Source organism: Streptomyces sp. NPDC001852, from assembly GCF_042891825.1.
Classification (GTDB): domain Bacteria; phylum Actinomycetota; class Actinomycetes; order Streptomycetales; family Streptomycetaceae; genus Streptomyces.
Map to the genome: position 1 here is coordinate 168,154 of NZ_JBIATN010000007.1, position 14,496 is coordinate 182,649.

At 72.1% G+C, this 14,496-nt stretch carries 17 protein-coding genes; 9 read left to right on the top strand and 8 right to left on the bottom strand.

The window, feature by feature from the left end:
* Nucleotides 1-13: 13 nt before the first annotated feature.
* Complete coding sequence (locus tag ACFYZB_RS14655; protein ID WP_388758341.1) at nt 14-1,168, bottom strand: anion permease; 1,155 nt, start codon at nt 1,166-1,168, stop codon at nt 14-16.
* A 139-nt stretch (nt 1,169-1,307) separates the two neighbouring features.
* Between ACFYZB_RS14655 and ACFYZB_RS14660 the strand changes: the two genes are divergently transcribed.
* From ACFYZB_RS14660 to ACFYZB_RS14670, 3 genes are all read left to right on the top strand, one after another.
* Entirely contained in the window at nt 1,308-1,706 is a 399-nt protein-coding gene (locus ACFYZB_RS14660; RefSeq protein ID WP_351208072.1) for a helix-turn-helix transcriptional regulator, read from the top strand.
* 274 nt (nt 1,707-1,980) lie between these two features.
* On the top strand, nt 1,981-2,397 hold the full coding sequence (locus ACFYZB_RS14665; protein WP_351208071.1) for a VOC family protein: 417 nt from the start codon (nt 1,981-1,983) through the stop codon (nt 2,395-2,397).
* Between the two features lie 43 nt (nt 2,398-2,440).
* A complete protein-coding gene (locus ACFYZB_RS14670; RefSeq protein ID WP_388758344.1) occupies nt 2,441-3,205 on the top strand; it encodes a VOC family protein in 765 nt (254 codons plus the stop codon).
* 164 nt (nt 3,206-3,369) lie between these two features.
* On the opposite strand, the gene ACFYZB_RS14675 is transcribed toward ACFYZB_RS14670, so the two are convergent.
* From ACFYZB_RS14675 to ACFYZB_RS14695, 5 genes are all read right to left on the bottom strand, one after another.
* Complete coding sequence (locus tag ACFYZB_RS14675) at nt 3,370-3,702, bottom strand: DUF952 domain-containing protein (protein ID WP_388758346.1); 333 nt, start codon at nt 3,700-3,702, stop codon at nt 3,370-3,372.
* A gap of 104 nt (nt 3,703-3,806) precedes the next feature.
* On the bottom strand, nt 3,807-4,229 hold the full coding sequence (locus ACFYZB_RS14680; protein WP_388758348.1) for a YciI family protein: 423 nt from the start codon (nt 4,227-4,229) through the stop codon (nt 3,807-3,809).
* A gap of 31 nt (nt 4,230-4,260) precedes the next feature.
* Nucleotides 4,261-4,476 (bottom strand): hypothetical protein, encoded by a 216-nt coding sequence (locus ACFYZB_RS14685; RefSeq protein WP_388758350.1) that lies wholly within the window; start codon nt 4,474-4,476, stop codon nt 4,261-4,263.
* Between the two features lie 170 nt (nt 4,477-4,646).
* On the bottom strand, nt 4,647-5,786 hold the full coding sequence (locus ACFYZB_RS14690; protein ID WP_388758352.1) for a family 2 encapsulin nanocompartment cargo protein polyprenyl transferase: 1,140 nt from the start codon (nt 5,784-5,786) through the stop codon (nt 4,647-4,649).
* A 112-nt stretch (nt 5,787-5,898) separates the two neighbouring features.
* Entirely contained in the window at nt 5,899-7,305 is a 1,407-nt protein-coding gene (locus ACFYZB_RS14695) for a family 2B encapsulin nanocompartment shell protein (protein WP_351208065.1), read from the bottom strand.
* A 191-nt stretch (nt 7,306-7,496) separates the two neighbouring features.
* On the opposite strand from ACFYZB_RS14695, the gene ACFYZB_RS14700 reads away from it, so the two are divergent.
* Complete coding sequence (locus ACFYZB_RS14700) at nt 7,497-8,390, top strand: 1-aminocyclopropane-1-carboxylate deaminase/D-cysteine desulfhydrase (RefSeq protein ID WP_388758354.1); 894 nt, start codon at nt 7,497-7,499, stop codon at nt 8,388-8,390.
* 74 nt (nt 8,391-8,464) lie between these two features.
* Here the strand turns inward: ACFYZB_RS14700 and ACFYZB_RS14705 are convergent, their stop codons facing one another.
* Entirely contained in the window at nt 8,465-10,063 is a 1,599-nt protein-coding gene (locus ACFYZB_RS14705; RefSeq protein WP_388758356.1) for a Na+/H+ antiporter, read from the bottom strand.
* Nucleotides 10,064-10,124: 61 nt separating this feature from the next.
* Between ACFYZB_RS14705 and ACFYZB_RS14710 the strand changes: the two genes are divergently transcribed.
* The 3 genes from ACFYZB_RS14710 (at nt 10,125) to ACFYZB_RS14720 (ending at nt 12,257) form a co-directional block, all read left to right on the top strand.
* Nucleotides 10,125-10,385, top strand: a complete 261-nt coding sequence (locus tag ACFYZB_RS14710; RefSeq protein ID WP_388758358.1) for a UBP-type zinc finger domain-containing protein — start codon at nt 10,125-10,127, stop codon at nt 10,383-10,385.
* Nucleotides 10,386-10,710: 325 nt separating this feature from the next.
* On the top strand, nt 10,711-11,127 hold the full coding sequence (locus ACFYZB_RS14715; RefSeq protein ID WP_055705999.1) for an anti-sigma regulatory factor: 417 nt from the start codon (nt 10,711-10,713) through the stop codon (nt 11,125-11,127).
* Nucleotides 11,124-12,257 carry an RNA polymerase sigma factor SigF gene (locus ACFYZB_RS14720; protein WP_388758361.1) on the top strand — a complete coding sequence of 378 codons (1,134 nt, stop codon included), beginning with the start codon at nt 11,124-11,126 and terminating at the stop codon, nt 12,255-12,257. The genes ACFYZB_RS14715 and ACFYZB_RS14720 overlap by 4 nt, the downstream gene beginning before the upstream one ends.
* Before the next feature lies 1 nt (nt 12,258).
* On the opposite strand, the gene ACFYZB_RS14725 is transcribed toward ACFYZB_RS14720, so the two are convergent.
* Nucleotides 12,259-12,693, bottom strand: coding sequence for a hypothetical protein (locus ACFYZB_RS14725; protein ID WP_351208060.1), 435 nt, complete (start codon nt 12,691-12,693; stop codon nt 12,259-12,261).
* Between the two features lie 141 nt (nt 12,694-12,834).
* On the opposite strand from ACFYZB_RS14725, the gene ACFYZB_RS14730 reads away from it, so the two are divergent.
* Both ACFYZB_RS14730 and ACFYZB_RS14735 read left to right on the top strand, forming a co-directional pair.
* Nucleotides 12,835-13,803: a diacylglycerol/lipid kinase family protein gene (locus ACFYZB_RS14730; RefSeq protein WP_388758363.1), complete on the top strand. Its 969-nt coding sequence runs from the start codon at nt 12,835-12,837 to the stop codon at nt 13,801-13,803.
* Between the two features lie 331 nt (nt 13,804-14,134).
* Nucleotides 14,135-14,392, top strand: a complete 258-nt coding sequence (locus ACFYZB_RS14735) for a WhiB family transcriptional regulator (RefSeq protein ID WP_003992873.1) — start codon at nt 14,135-14,137, stop codon at nt 14,390-14,392.
* Nucleotides 14,393-14,496: the final 104 nt, after the last annotated feature.

Sequence of the window (14,496 nt, forward strand, 5' to 3'; positions counted from 1 at the left end):
GGGCTCCCGGAGTTCAGGCGGCCGTGCCGACGTTCGCCGGGGCCGGGGTGCGGAGGGTGACCTCGTGGTCGTCGTTGACGTTGTCGGCGCGCACCGGGTTACGGCGGGAGGCGGCGACGATGGCGGCGGCGAGGGCCAGGGCGACCAGGGCGATGACCGCCGTACCGAGATCGCCGCCGTGCTTGACCACGCTCGCCGCCAGGCCGCCGACCAGCGCGGCGGCGGGCAGCGTGATCAGCCACGCCAGCACCATGCGGCCGGCCACGCCCCAGCGGACCTCCGCGAGCCGGCGGCCGAGCCCCGCGCCCAGGATGCTGCCCGAGGCGACCTGGGTCGTGGACAGCGCGAAGCCCAGGTGGGCCGAGGTCAGGATCACGGTCGTGGAGGCCGTCTCGGCGGCGAAGCCCTGCGGCGACTGGATCTCCGCCAGCCCCTTGCCCAGGGTGCGGATGATCCGCCAGCCGCCCAGATAGGTGCCGAGGCCGATGGCGAGGCCGGCCGCGCCGATCACCCACACCGGCGGACCCGCGTCATGGCCCAGCGCGCCCGCCGAGATCAGGGTCAGCGTGATCACGCCCATCGTCTTCTGCGCGTCGTTGGTGCCGTGCGCGAGGGAGACCAGGGAGGCGGAGGCGATCTGGCCGAGGCGGAAGCCCTTGGTCACCGAGTCCTGGCGGGCCCGGGCGGAGAGCCTGTAGGCGAGGTAGGTGGCGACGAGGGCGGCCAGGCCGGCCACCACGGGCGAGGCCACGGCCGGGATCAGCACCTTCTCGACGACCTTGTCGACGTGCACGCCGTGGGAGCCCGCGCCGGCCCAGACCGCGCCGATCAGACCGCCGAAGAGGGCGTGGGAGGAACTGGAGGGAAGTCCGGCGAGCCAGGTCACCAGGTTCCACAGGATCGCGCCGACCAGCCCCGCGAAGATCATCGCCGGGCTGACCAGGGTGTCGTCCACGATGCCGCCGGAGATGGTCTTGGCCACCTCGGTGGAGAGGAAGGCACCGACGACGTTCAGGACCCCGCTGACCAGGACGGCGGTTCTGGGTTTCAGCGCGCCGGTGGCGATGGAGGTCGCCATCGCGTTGGCGGTGTCGTGGAACCCGTTCGTGAAGTCGAACGCCAGTGCCGTGACGATGACGACCGCCACGAGGAACGTGATGTGGTCCATTCCCCAAGGCAAGCAAGGGCAGGCCAATGCGCGGAGAACCGGAGGCGAACGGCGTGCCGAATATGGGGGAGTCTGTTGTGCAGTCCTGTGCGAAACCGTTGTATCTCCCGGTGTCGGTGCCCTGTGCCAAGCTGTGGACGTGACGCTGGAGGACCTCAGACGGCTGCGGCGCGTGCGTGACCGCATGGACCGGGAGTACGCCGAGCCGCTCGACATGGCCGAGCTGGCCCGGGGCGCCCACATGTCGCCGGGCCACTTCCAGCGCAGCTTCCGCAAGGCCTTCGGCGAGACGCCGTACAGCTATCTGATGACCCGCAGGATCGAGCGGGCCAAGGCGCTGCTGCGGCGGGGCGACCTCACCGTGACCGAGGTGTGCCTCGCCGTGGGCTGTACCTCGCTCGGCTCCTTCAGCTCCCGCTTCACCGAGCTGGTCGGTGAGACGCCGAGCGCCTACCGGGCCCGCGACCACGAGGAGAGCGCGGTGATCCCGTCCTGCGTGGCCCGCACGTTCACCCGCCCCCGCCGCCGGCCGTACTGATCCGCCGGCGCGGCTCCGGCCCCCTGCCGACCTGCCCGCGCGGCTCCGGCCCTCACCGACCCGCACGCGCGAGCGGCCCGCAGCGTCCGCACGCACCGCCGCCCCCAGCAACTCCGGGCGCCGCCCTGCACCGCCCCCCGCGCCACCCCCGCCGACCCCTGCGCACCTGCCGCCCCACAGCCCGCTCGTGCAGCCGGACCTACTTCCCCCTACCGGGTCCGCCGGCGCCGCCGACTCGCGCGCGCCGTGGACCGGATGGGCCTAGCGTGAGGCCATGGACGTGAAACTCAAGCAGTGCTTCATCGCGGTGGACGACCATGACAAGGCGCTCTCCTTCTACCGTGACGTGCTCGGCCTGGAGGTCCGCAACGACGTGGGCTTCGAGGGCATGCGCTGGGTGACGCTGGGCTCGCCGCTGCAGCCGGACGTCGAGATCGTGCTGGAGCCGCCCGGCGCGAACCCGGACGCCTCCCCCGCCGACCGGCAGGCGCTCGCGGAACTGCTCGCCAAGGGCATGCTGCGGGGTGTCATCTTCACGACCGAGGACTGCGACGCGTTGTACGAGCGGGTGCGGGAGTCCGGCGCCGATGTGCTCCAGGAGCCGACGGACCAGCCGTACGGCGTGCGCGACTGCGCCTTCCGGGACCCGGCGGGCAACCAGCTGCGCTTCCTCCAGCGGCCCGCGGAGTGAAACTCCGGTCCGCACCGGGAGGTTCGCGCCTAAGCTCCAGCCCGTGATCATTCGCTGGACGTACGCCTTCGCCGACCGGCCCGCCGCCCGGCTGCCCGAGGCGCGCGCCTTCTGGACGGCCGTCACCGGCACGCGGGCGTCCCGACCACGCGGTGAGCGGGGCGAGTTCATGACCCTGCTGCCCGAGGGCCCCGCCGGGACGGACGCGTGCGTGAAGCTCCAGGGCGTCATCGAGGGCGACGGCGGCGCCCACCTCGACCTGTGCGCCGAGGACGTACGGGAGCTGGTCGCGGCGGCCGCCGCACTCGGCGCGGAGCCGGTGGCGGACCACGGCGACTGGGCCGTACTGCGCTCTCCCGCGGGGCAGTTGTTCTGTGCGGTGCCGTGGCACGGGGAGGCGGTACGGCCACCGGTGGTGGCAGGCAGCCGGCTGGACCAGGTGTGCCTCGACATCCCGCCGTCGGTGTACGCCGCCGAGTCGGACTTCTGGGCCGGCCTCACCGGCTGGGAGCGGCTGACGGGCTCCCGGCCGGAGTTCGAGGTGCTGAGGCCGCCGGCGGGGCTGCCGGTCCGGATCCTGCTCCAGCGGCTCGACGACGAGCGCCCCGCCTCGGCCCACCTCGACCTCGCCTGCGCGGACATCGCCGCCGTCCGCGCCCGGCACGAGGAACACGGCGCCGTCCTGGTGGGCGGCGGCCCGCACTGGACGGTGATGCGCGATCCGGCGGGCGGCGTCTACTGCCTGACCGGCCGGGACCCGGAGACCGGCGGCCTGCCCGACGGGAGCCGGCGAGCCGTCGTCGTGTAGCGGCACACGACACCGGTGCGCGGGGAGGCCTCGGCCGGATCCGCCGGCGGACCGGGCGAAGGGACCGGGTCACCGAGACCGCCGAACGCGTCACCCGCCACGGCACGGCGAGCGCCCGGACGGGCACCGGCCACCGGCGGCGGCGTGGCGCTCCCCCTGTCCGGTCAGCCCCAGGGCTCCACGTCCACCACGGCGTCGGCCGGGACCGGCCCGTACACGTGCGGGAACTCCTCGCCGCCGGGCTCCATGGCCTCGTACTTCACCGGCGCGCCGACCAGGGCCGGGTCCACGACCAGCACGACCAGCTCGTCCGGGCCGTCGTAGTCGCCGTAGAGGAACTCGGCGATGCGCGGGAGCTGTTCGCGGGTGGAGAAGTGGATGAAGCCCTCCTCCTCCAGGGTGCGGCCGCGGGTCGACACCTCGTACGTGCCGCGCTCGCGCGCCGCCTCCCACAGGGAGCGCTCGGTGATGTGGACGATGTGCGGAAGTTTCGGCATGCGGCCACGCTACGGCCTCCGCCGGGGCGCACGCGTCTCCTTCGTTCGGCACCGGTGTCGCCTCATGCGGCACCGATGTCGCCTCATGCGGCACCGATGTCGCCTCATGCGGCACCGATGTCGTCGGCGCCCTCCATGAGGGGCCGGATCACCACGGGGTACTCGGTCAGGCCCTCGGGACCGGGGCAGCGGGTGACGCGTTCGGCGATCTCGGTGACCCGGTCCAGGCTCGCGCAGTCCAGCAGCCAGTAGCCGACGATCACCTCCTCGGTCTCGCCGTACGGGCCGTCGGTGATCACCGTCTCGCCGTCCTTGCCGCGGGCGACCAGCCGGGTCCGGGCGGGCTCCGCCAGGCCCTCGGCGTCGATGAGTTCGCCGGACTCGGTGAGGTCGTCGTTGATCCAGCTCATGTAGGCGTACATGGCTTTGAGCTGTACCTGGGTCCAGGCGGGGGCGTGCGGGGTGGCCCGGCCGCTCATCGCGTCGTAGTCCGCCTGCGTACCCTGCACCATCACCAGGTACTTCACGGTCCACTCCTCCGGCTCGGGCCCACCCGGCTCAGGGTTTCCCGGCCGCCGATTCACCGGAGCGCGGGTGCCCGGTCCCGTCGGCCGGAACCGTGGGCTCGGCCGGCTCCCTGTAGGCCGCGCAGCCGGGGTTGCGGCAGGGACCGGGACCCCATACCGGTACCCAGGCGCCCAGCGTCTTGCGCCGTCCGACGACCTTCCCGACGGGCTGTCCGCAGACGGGACAGACGTGGTCCTCGCTGTCCATGTCCTCAGGGTAGGGCGGGCGGGGGTGCAGCGCTTCCCGCGGTACGTCGGGGGCCCCGCGCACTGTGGGGATGCGCGGGGCCGCCCGGCCGGAGCCCCGGAGGGCGTGCGGGGTCAGGAGCCGCACGGGGCCGGGGCTCCGGGTTCTTGCCGGCTGCCGGGGCGGCGCGCTCAGCTGCTGCGCCGGGTCACGAACTCGGCGAGCGCCAGCAGACCGCCCGCCGCCTCGGGGACGGGCACGGCGCGGGACAGCTCCTGCACGGCGCGGGCCATCCGGTCGGCCGCCTCGGCCTGCGCCCAGTCCCGGCCACCGGCCCGCTCCACGGCCAGTGCCGTACGTGCGACACCCTCGGCGTCACCGGAGACGTGCGGCTTCCCGTACAGCTCGGCGAGTTCGGCCGCGGCCTCGGTGCCGGAGGACAGGGCCGCCACCACGGGCAGCGACTTCTTGCGGGCGGCGAGATCGGCACCGGCCGGCTTCCCGGTGTGCCGCGGGTCGCCCCATATGCCGATGACGTCGTCGATCAGCTGGAAGGCGAGCCCGGCCTGGCGGCCGAAGCCGTCCAGAGCCGCCACGTCCTCCTGGCCGGCGCCCGCGTACAGCGCCCCCAGGGCGCAGGCGCAGCCCAGCAGTGCGCCGGTCTTCGCCTCGGCCATGGCGAGCACCTCGTCGAGGGTGACCTCGTCCGGGGCGCGGTGCTCCAGGTCCGTGTCGGCGTGCTGACCGGCGCAGAGCTCCACGACGCAGGCGGCGAGCCGGGCCGCGGCCGGACCGGCGGCCGGGTGCGGGTCCTCGGCGAGCAGCCGCAGGGCCAGTGCCTGCAGGGCGTCCCCGGCGAGGATGGCGTCGGCGTCGCCGAACACGCTCCAGGCCGTGGGCCGGTGCCGGCGGGAGGTGTCCCGGTCCATCACGTCGTCGTGCAGCAGCGTGAAGTTGTGGACCAGTTCGACCGCGACCGCCGCCCGGACCGCCGCCGTACGGGCCGCGGGCCCGCCCAGGGCCGCGGCCGCCGCCAGGACGAGCGCGGGCCGTATCGCCTTGCCGGCGTTGCCGGTTGCCGGGGAGCCGTCCGCGTGCCGCCAGCCGAAGTGGTAGAGCGCGATCCGGCGCATGGAGGCGGGCAGCGACTCCAGGGCCGCGCGCAGCTCCGGGTCGACCACGGCACGGGTGCGCTCCAGCAGCGCCGCCGCCTCCTGCCCGTCCAGCGGACCGCCACCGGCCTCGCCGGTCCTCACCCGCCCTTCCCCCGCCGTGCCAGGGTGCGGCACGACGGGGGAACGCTGTTCGGTCTCCGTCATGAACTCGGCCATGTCTCCCCCTCGCCAGGTCCGCGGACACCGGCGTCGCCGGCCCGGCCGGACGCATATTCCGAGGGTCTACCCTGCCCGGCGGGCGGGGACACGGCCGCGAAGTGCGGAAACGTCACCTCCACCGGCCGATCTCGACGTTCTCCAGCACGCCGAGCGCGTCGGGCACCAGCACGGCGGCCGAGTAGTAGGCCGTCACCAGGTACTTGATGATGGCCTGTTCGTTGATGCCCATGAACCGCACGGACAGGCTCGGCTCGATCTCGTCCGGGATGCCCGACTGCCTCAGTCCGATGACGCCCTGGTCCTGCTCGCCGGTGCGCATCGCGATGATCGAGGTCGTGCGCTCCGGGGTGACCGGGATCTTGCCGCACGGGTAGATCGGCACCCCGCGCCAGGTCGGAATGCGGTTGCCGCCGATCTCGACGGTCTCCGGGACCAGTCCCCGCTTGTTCAGCTCGCGGCCGAACGCGGCGATGGCGCGCGGGTGGGCCAGGAACAGCTTGGTGCTGCGCCGGCGGCTGAGCAGCTCGTCCATGTCGTCCGGGCTGGGCACGCCGTCGTGCGGCTGGATCCGCTGGTCGTACTCGCAGTTGTGGAGCAGGCCGAAGTCGCGGTTGTTGATCAGCTCGTGCTCCTGGCGCTCCTTGAGCGCCTCGACCGTCAGCCTGAGCTGCTGCTCGGTCTGGTTCATCGGCTGGTTGTAGAGGTCGGCCACGCGCGTGTGGATGCGCAGCACGGTCTGGGCGATGCTCAGCTCGTACTCGCGGGGCCGCGCCTCGTAGTCCACGAAGGTGTGCGGGATGTCGGGCTCGCCGGAGTGACCGGCCGCCAGCTCGACCTCCTTCTCGCCGTACTTGTTGGTCCGCTGCTCCGGCAGCGAGCGCAGCTGCTCCAGGTGTTCGCGCAGCGAGTCCGAGCGCTCGGCGACCTGCTGGAAGTCCTGGCGGCTGAGGATCAGCACGGTGGTCGCGGTGTCGGCGCGGACCGTGTACTCCCAGATGGCGTCCGGGTCCAGCAGCGCCTGGTCGCCGAAGTAGGCGCCGTCGGCGAGGACTCCCAGGACGGCGTCGTCGCCGTAGGGGCCGGTGCCGATCTTCTCGACCCTGCCGTGCGCCAGCAGGTACACCTCGCCCGTCTGGTTGCCGAAGTCCGCGATCACCTCACCGGGCGCGAAATCGCGCTGGCGGCAGCGCCGGGCGAGCTCCGTCAGCACCTCCTCGTCCTCGTAACCGCGCAGGGCGGGCAGCTCGCCGAGTTCGGCCGGGATGACCTCGACCTGGTCCCCGGTCTTCACGAAGGTGATGCGGCCGTCGCCGACGGAGTACGCCAGCCGCCGGTTCACCCGGTATGTGCCGCCCTGTACGTCGACCCACGGGAGTGTGCGCAGCAGCCAGCGGGAGCTGATCTCCTGCATCTGCGGAACGGACTTGGTGGTGGTGGCCAGGTTCCGCGCGGCCGCGGTCCCGAGGGACTGCTGCGGCTTGCCCTGTTCCGTGCGGACCTCTTCGCCTACCGACATAGAGAATTGCCTCCCAGGTATGCCCGGCGCCGAATCGCAGGGGGCACCGGTCTCGGCATCGAGCCTTCCATTACCGACCGTGGTCACGCCATTACCCGAAAGAGCGGGAATGGATCATCGGATTACTGGGCACGAAGAGGGACTCCACGCCCCGTCGGGGCGCCGGCCTCCCGCCGGGCGACAATGAGGCGGTGACCAGCCGTGCCCCGCTCACCCCCCGTCTCCCCTCCCCCCTCCAGGAGGTGCGGGACGACCGGTTCGAGCGGCACGGGCTCCGGCTGCTCCTGAAGCGCGACGACCTGATCCACCCCGACCTCGTCGGCAACAAGTGGCGCAAGCTCGTGCCGAACATCGAGGCGGCACAGGGGCGGGCGCTGGTCACCTTCGGCGGGGCCTACTCCAACCACCTGCGGGCCACCGCCGCCGCGGGCCGCCTCCTCGGGCTGCCGACCACCGGCGTGGTCCGCGGCGACGAGCTGGCCGACCGCCCGCTCAACCCCTCGCTGGCCCGGTGCGCGGCGGACGGCATGCGGCTGCACTTCGTCGACAGGTCGACCTACCGGCTGAAGAACGAGCCGGAGACGCTGGGCGCCGTCCTGCGCGCGGCCGGCGCCGAGGAGGCGTACGTGGTGCCCGAAGGCGGCAGCAACAGCGCGGCCGTCCACGGCTGCCGGGCGCTGGGAGCGGAGCTGCGCGGACACGCCGAGGTCGTCGCGGTCGCCTGCGGCACCGGCGGCACGCTCGCCGGCCTGGCCGCGGGTCTGGCCCCGGGGCAGCGGGCCATCGGCGTGCCGGTCCTCAGGGGCGGCTTCCTGGGGGACGACGTACAGGCACTGCAGGAACGTGCCTTCGGCGCCCGTACCGGATCCTGGTCCCTGGACGAGCGCTTCCACTTCGGCGGTTACGGCCGTACGACACCCGAACTGCACGCGTTCGCCGAGGACTTCGAGGACCGCCACGGGCTGCCCGTCGAACGTCTCTATGTCGCCAAGTTGCTCCACGGCCTTGTCACCCTCGCGGAAGAGGGCGCCTTCGCCCGCGGGACGACGATCGCCGCCGTCATCACCGGCCGGCCGTTCCCGTAGCGCCAGGCCCTGTCGTCAAAGTCCCGTCGTCCGCCCGGAGGGCGGGGCCGGGGGAGGGAGTTCGACGACAGGGCCTACCCCGCCTCCTCCCGGTAGGCCGCCGCCTCCTCCAGGTCCAGGCGTCTGAGCAGGACGCGCAGCATCTCGTCGTCGATGTAGCGGTGGTCGCGGAGCTTGACGAAGACCTCGCGTTCGGCGCCGATCATCTCGCGGGAGAGGCGGCGGTAGGTGTCGTCGACGGACTCGCCCGTGACGGGGTTGGTCTGGCCGAGGCGCTCCCAGACGGCGTTGCGGCGGTGCTCCAGGACCGCGCGCAGCCGGTCGGCGAGCGGCGGGGGCAGGGCGTTGCGGTCGTCGGCGAGGAGGTCGTCGAGGCGGCTCTCGGCGGCGCGGGAGGCCTGGGCCTGCGCGTTGGCCTCGGCGAGGGTCTCGGCCTGCGGGTCGCGGCCGGGGAACCTCATCAGGCGGATCAGCGGCGCGAGCGTCAGGCCCTGCACCACGAGGGTGCCGATGACCGTGGTGAAGGTCAGGAAGAGGATCAGGTTCCGCTGCGGGAAGGGCGCGCCGCCGTGCACCGTGAGCGGGATCGAGAAGGCGATGGCCAGGGACACCACCCCGCGCATGGCGGCCCACGACGTCACGATCGGCGCCCGCCAGGTCGGGTTGTCCTCGCGTTCCCGGATGCGGCGGGAGACCATGCGGGGCAGGAAGGCCGCCGGGTACACCCAGACGAAGCGGGCCGCGACGACCACGAAGAACACCGCGATCGCGTACCAGGCCGCGTCGGCCCCGTGGTACGCGGCCAACCCCTTGAGCACGGTGGGCAGTTGCAGGCCGATCAGCGCGAACACCGCCGACTCCAGCAGGAAGGCGACCATCCGCCACACCGCGTCCTCCTGGAGGCGGGTGGCGAAGTCGACCTCCCACGCGCGGTGCCCGAGGTAGACGGCGACCACGACGACCGCGAGCACGCCGGAGCCGTGGAACTGCTCGGCGACGCCATAGGCGACGAACGGGATCAGCAGGGAAAGGGTGTTCTGGAGGAGGGCCTCCTTCAGGTGCGTGCGCAGCCAGTGGATCGGCACCATGAGCACCAGTCCGACGACGACCCCGCCAACCGCCGCCCGCAGGAACTCGCCCACCCCGCCCCCCCAGGTGGCCCCCGCGCCGACGGCCGCGGCGAGGGCCACCTTGTAGGCGGTGATCGCGGTGGCGTCGTTGAGCAGGGACTCGCCCTGAAGGATGGTGGTGATCCGGGAGGGCAGGCCCACCCGGCGCGCGATCGCCGCGGCCGCGACCGCGTCGGTCGGCGCCACCACCGCGCCCAGCACCAGCGCCGCGGGCAGCGGCAGCCCCGGTACGACGAGATAGGCGACCCAGCCGACGGCGAAGGTCGCGAAGAGCACGTATCCGATCGACAGCAGCCCCACGGGGCGCATCTGGGCGCGCAGGTCGAGGTACGAGCTCTCGGTGCCCTCCTTGTACAGCAGCGGGGGCAGCACCAGGGGCAGCACGACCTCCGGGTCCAGGGTGTAGTGCGGGACGCCCGGGACGTACGAGACCGCGAGGCCCACGGCGACCAGCAGCAGCGGCGCCGGCACCGGAGTGCGCCGGGCGGCCCCCGCGATCCCCGCACTGCCCGCCACCAGCAACAGCAGCGGCATCACGTCCATGAACCTCGCCCACCCTCGTGTTCCGCGCGGCCACCCGCACGCCCGTCGTAACCTGGCAATCATGAAACAGTGCACGCACGCCGCCGCGCTGCCGCACCCGGAACCGGACCCGCTCGACCCGACCTGCCCGGAGTGCCTGCGCGACGGCACGCACCCGGTGCAGCTGCGGCTGTGCCTCACCTGCGGCCACGTCGGCTGCTGCGACTCCTCGCCCGGACGGCACGCGACGCAGCACCACGAGACGTCCGGTCACCCGGTGATGCGGACCTTCGAGCCCGGCGAGGACTGGCGGTGGTGCTTCGTGGACCACATGCTGGTCTGAGCGGCCTTGATCGGAACGGCTTTCCGCGTGATCGCATTCCCGCCCGACCCCGTTCTCGTGTGACACTGCTTGCGGCGGTGGCCGCACGACGGTTCGAGCGTCTGACGTCTGGGTACGTCAACCCGGCGCGCGCTCTTCCCATTTGGGCCCGCAAACCCTCTAGACACGGAGCGTATGCACAGCTTTACTGTGAGTGACGCCAGGGGGGTTGGGGTCCCGGGACAGGAACGTTCGGAGCGCGATAGCGTCACCGCGGAACCGCGTACGCGTTACCCCGGGGGGCGACCCTCGGCCCCGTAAAGCTTGTACCACCATGGAGGTGAGGGTGTCCCAGATCGCAGGCGAGCCCGCGGCGAACCAGGACTTCGTGGAAGTCCGGCTGCCGGCTGCGGGTGCCTACCTGTCGGTGCTGCGGACGGCCACGGCCGGACTCGCGGCCCGCTTGGACTTCACCCTGGACGAGATCGAGGACCTGCGCATCGCCGTGGACGAGGCCTGCGCGATCCTGCTCCAGCAGGCCGTGCCCGGCTCGGTGCTCGGCTGTGTCTTCCGGCTCGTCGACGACTCGCTGGAGGTCACGGTCTCGGCGCCGACCACGGACGGTCACGCCCCCTCGCGGGACACCTTCGCCTGGACCGTGCTCTCGGCCCTCGCGGGCAAGGTCTCGTCCGCCGTCGACGAGGACAAGACCGTGTCGATCAGCCTCTACAAACAGCGCGGCGCGGGCCCTGGCCCGGCGTGAGGAACGGGGACGGTCCGGTGCGGGACGAAGAGCGCGGCACACGGGAGCTGCCGGCCGGGGACGGGGGTGCCCCCTGGCCGAGCACGGGCGACCTCTCCGGGGAGGCTCCCCGGGACGGTTCCCGGCGCATGGCGGACGGCATCGACGGCATCCCCGAGCAGGCCAGACCGCACCCGGAGGACGACTCCGCGCGCGCCGCAGACGACGGTGCCGCGCAGGGCGTACCGCCGGAGGATCCCGGCGGCGCCGGGTCCGCCGGGCGCGCGGGAGCCAGGCCTCGGGGAAGGGCTACGGGCGGGACGATGAGCGAGCACGAGCGGTACGCCGAGGACGACGCGCCGGGCGCGAAGACCGTGCAGGCCGCACAGCACGACCCGGCGGACCGCAGCGGGGCCCGGGCGATGTTCGTCGAGCTGCGCAAGCTGAACGCGGGCAGTGCGGAGTACGCGGAGCTGCGCAACCAGCTGGTCCGGATGCACCTGCCGCTCGTGGAGCACCTGGCGCGCCGCTTCCGCAACCGCGGCGAGCCGCTGGACGACCTCACGCAGGTCGCCACGATCGGTCTGATCAAGTCCGTCGACCGGTTCGACCCGGAGCGCGGCGTGGAGTTCTCCACGTACGCCACCCCGACGGTGGTCGGCGAGATCAAACGGCACTTCCGTGACAAGGGCTGGGCGGTCCGCGTGCCGCGCCGGCTCCAGGAGCTGCGGCTCGCGCTGACCACGGCGACGGCCGAGCTGTCCCAGCTGCACGGCCGCTCCCCCACGGTCCACGAGCTGGCCGAGAAGCTGGCGATCTCCGAGGAGGAGGTCCTGGAGGGTCTGGAGTCCGCCAACGCGTACTCCACGCTGTCCCTGGACGTCCCCGACACCGACGACGAGTCCCCGGCGGTCGCCGACACCCTCGGCGCGGAGGACGAGGCGCTGGAGGGCGTGGAGTACCGGGAGTCCCTGAAGCCGCTGCTGGAGGATCTCCCGCCGCGGGAGAAGCGGATCCTGCTGCTTCGCTTCTTCGGGAACATGACCCAGTCGCAGATCGCGCAGGAGGTCGGCATCTCCCAGATGCACGTCTCCCGGCTGCTGGCCCGCACGCTGGCCCAGCTGCGGGAGAAGCTGCTCGTCGAGGAGTGAGCTACTCGGCGCGACCCGGTCCCTTGATGCCGAGTGCCCGGGTCGTCTCGCCGTTGACGAGCAGCACCAGTGCCGCCACGGCGACGGCCGTGAGGGCGATACCGGCCGGGATGGCCACGCTGTCGGCGTGGATCAGGTTGTACGCGATCGGCAGCGCCATGAGCTGGGTGATCACCGCGGGGCCGCGGCTCCAGCTGCGCCGCAGCAGCAGTCCGCGGGCGGCGAGCAGCGGCAGCAGCGCGAGGACGACCAGCGTGATGCCCAGGGTCACGGCCTGCTGCCGGTCGTCCGGCGAGCCGGCGACCCCGAGCACGAGCACCCACAGCCCGCCGACCACCAGGGCGACGCCCTCCAGCGCGGCCAGCAGGGCGGCGTACGTCAGCCGACGCGGCCGGGGTCCGGTGGTGTCCTGGGCGGGGTTCTGCTCACTGCTCACCCCAGCAGGGTAGCGGGGGTGGTGTCAGCGCCCGAAGGGGCGGTCCGCGGACCACGGAGTGTCCAGGCTCACGTCCCCACCTCTTACCGGATCCCTACCTCGCTATGGGCCCGGTACCCCCCAGTAGGTACGCTGCAGTCCATGCGTGCACTTCTCGTGGTCAACCCGGCAGCAACCACCACAAGCGCACGCAGGCGTGACGTGCTGATCCACGCGCTGGCGAGCGAGATGAAGCTGGAGGCGGTCACCACCGAGTACCGCGGGCACGCGCGCGACCTCGGCCGGCAGGCGGCGGACAGCGACGACATCGACCTCGTGGTGGCCCTCGGCGGCGACGGCACGGTCAACGAGGTCGTCAACGGCCTGCTGCACGCCGGCCCCGCCCTGGATCGCCTGCCCGGTCTCGCCGTCGTACCCGGCGGCTCCACGAACGTCTTCGCCCGCGCCCTGGGCCTGCCCAACGACCCGGTCGAGGCCACCGGCGCCCTGCTGGACGCGCTGCGGGAGGGCAGCGAGCGGGTCGTCGGTCTCGGGCTGGCCTCGGGCACGCCCGGCACCGAGGACGAGGCGGTCCCGGACCGCTGGTTCACCTTCAACGCCGGGCTGGGATTCGACGCGGGCGTGGTCGGCCGGGTGGAGCAGCAGCGCGAGCGCGGGAAGAAGTCGACGCACGCCTTGTACGTACGTCAGGTCATCCGGCAGTTCCTCGGTGAGCAGCACCGCCGGCACGGCTCGATCACGCTGGAGCGGCCCGGCGAGGACCCGATCGCCGATCTCGTGGTCGCCATAGTCTCGAACACGTCCCCTTGGACGTATCTCGGCAATCGTCCGATGTACACATCACCTAAGGCCTCGTTCGATACCGGCGTCGACGTGCTCGGTCTCAGCCGCCTGTCGACGGCCGCGGTTGCCCGGTATGGCACCCAGTTGCTCACTTCGTCCCCCGAGCGCGGACCTCATGGTCGACATGTCGTCTCGCTGCATGATCTGGATCAGTTCACCTTGCATTCGAAGGCGCCCCTGCCCTTGCAGATGGACGGTGACCACCTGGGACTGCGTACGAGCGTGACGTTCACAGGTGTACGCCGCGCACTGCGTGTGATTGTGTGAGCGGAACAGGCAAAAGTCCTTTCACTCGAACGTTTAGGCCAGGATCCACCCCATGGAAGTACGGCTGTGACCCAGTCGACACCGAGGAATCAAAAAAAACTTTCCGGAAGGGGTTGTATCCGTCGCTGAGGTTTGCGAGTCTCTACGTGGCGATCGGGACGGCCCGCAACACCGGCCTCCACTGATCACCGGAACCCCTCTTCAAACCAAGGACCACGCCGGGGAAGACTCGGCGGTCGGCCCTTCACTTGTTGAGGGATTCGTGAAAGCGTTCACATTCACAAGCAACCTGTACGTCATACGTTCAGAGAACCTAGGAGAGGTAGCAGCCATGGACTGGCGTCACAACGCCGTTTGCCGCGAGGAAGACCCCGAGCTCTTCTTCCCCATCGGCAACACCGGTCCTGCGCTGCTGCAGATCGAGGAAGCCAAGGCCGTCTGCCGTCGCTGCCCGGTGATCGAGCAGTGTCTGCAGTGGGCGCTCGAGTCCGGCCAGGACTCCGGCGTCTGGGGTGGTCTCAGCGAGGACGAGCGCCGCGCCATGAAGCGCCGCGCCGCCCGCAACCGGGCCCGTCAGGCCTCCGCCTGACATACCCACCCCTGCTGACAGCCTGAGCTTGGCGGCGCGTGCAGCACGCACGCATCTCCCGCCCCCGAGCCGCAGCGCGCAGTATCCCCCGATGCGCTTAGCGA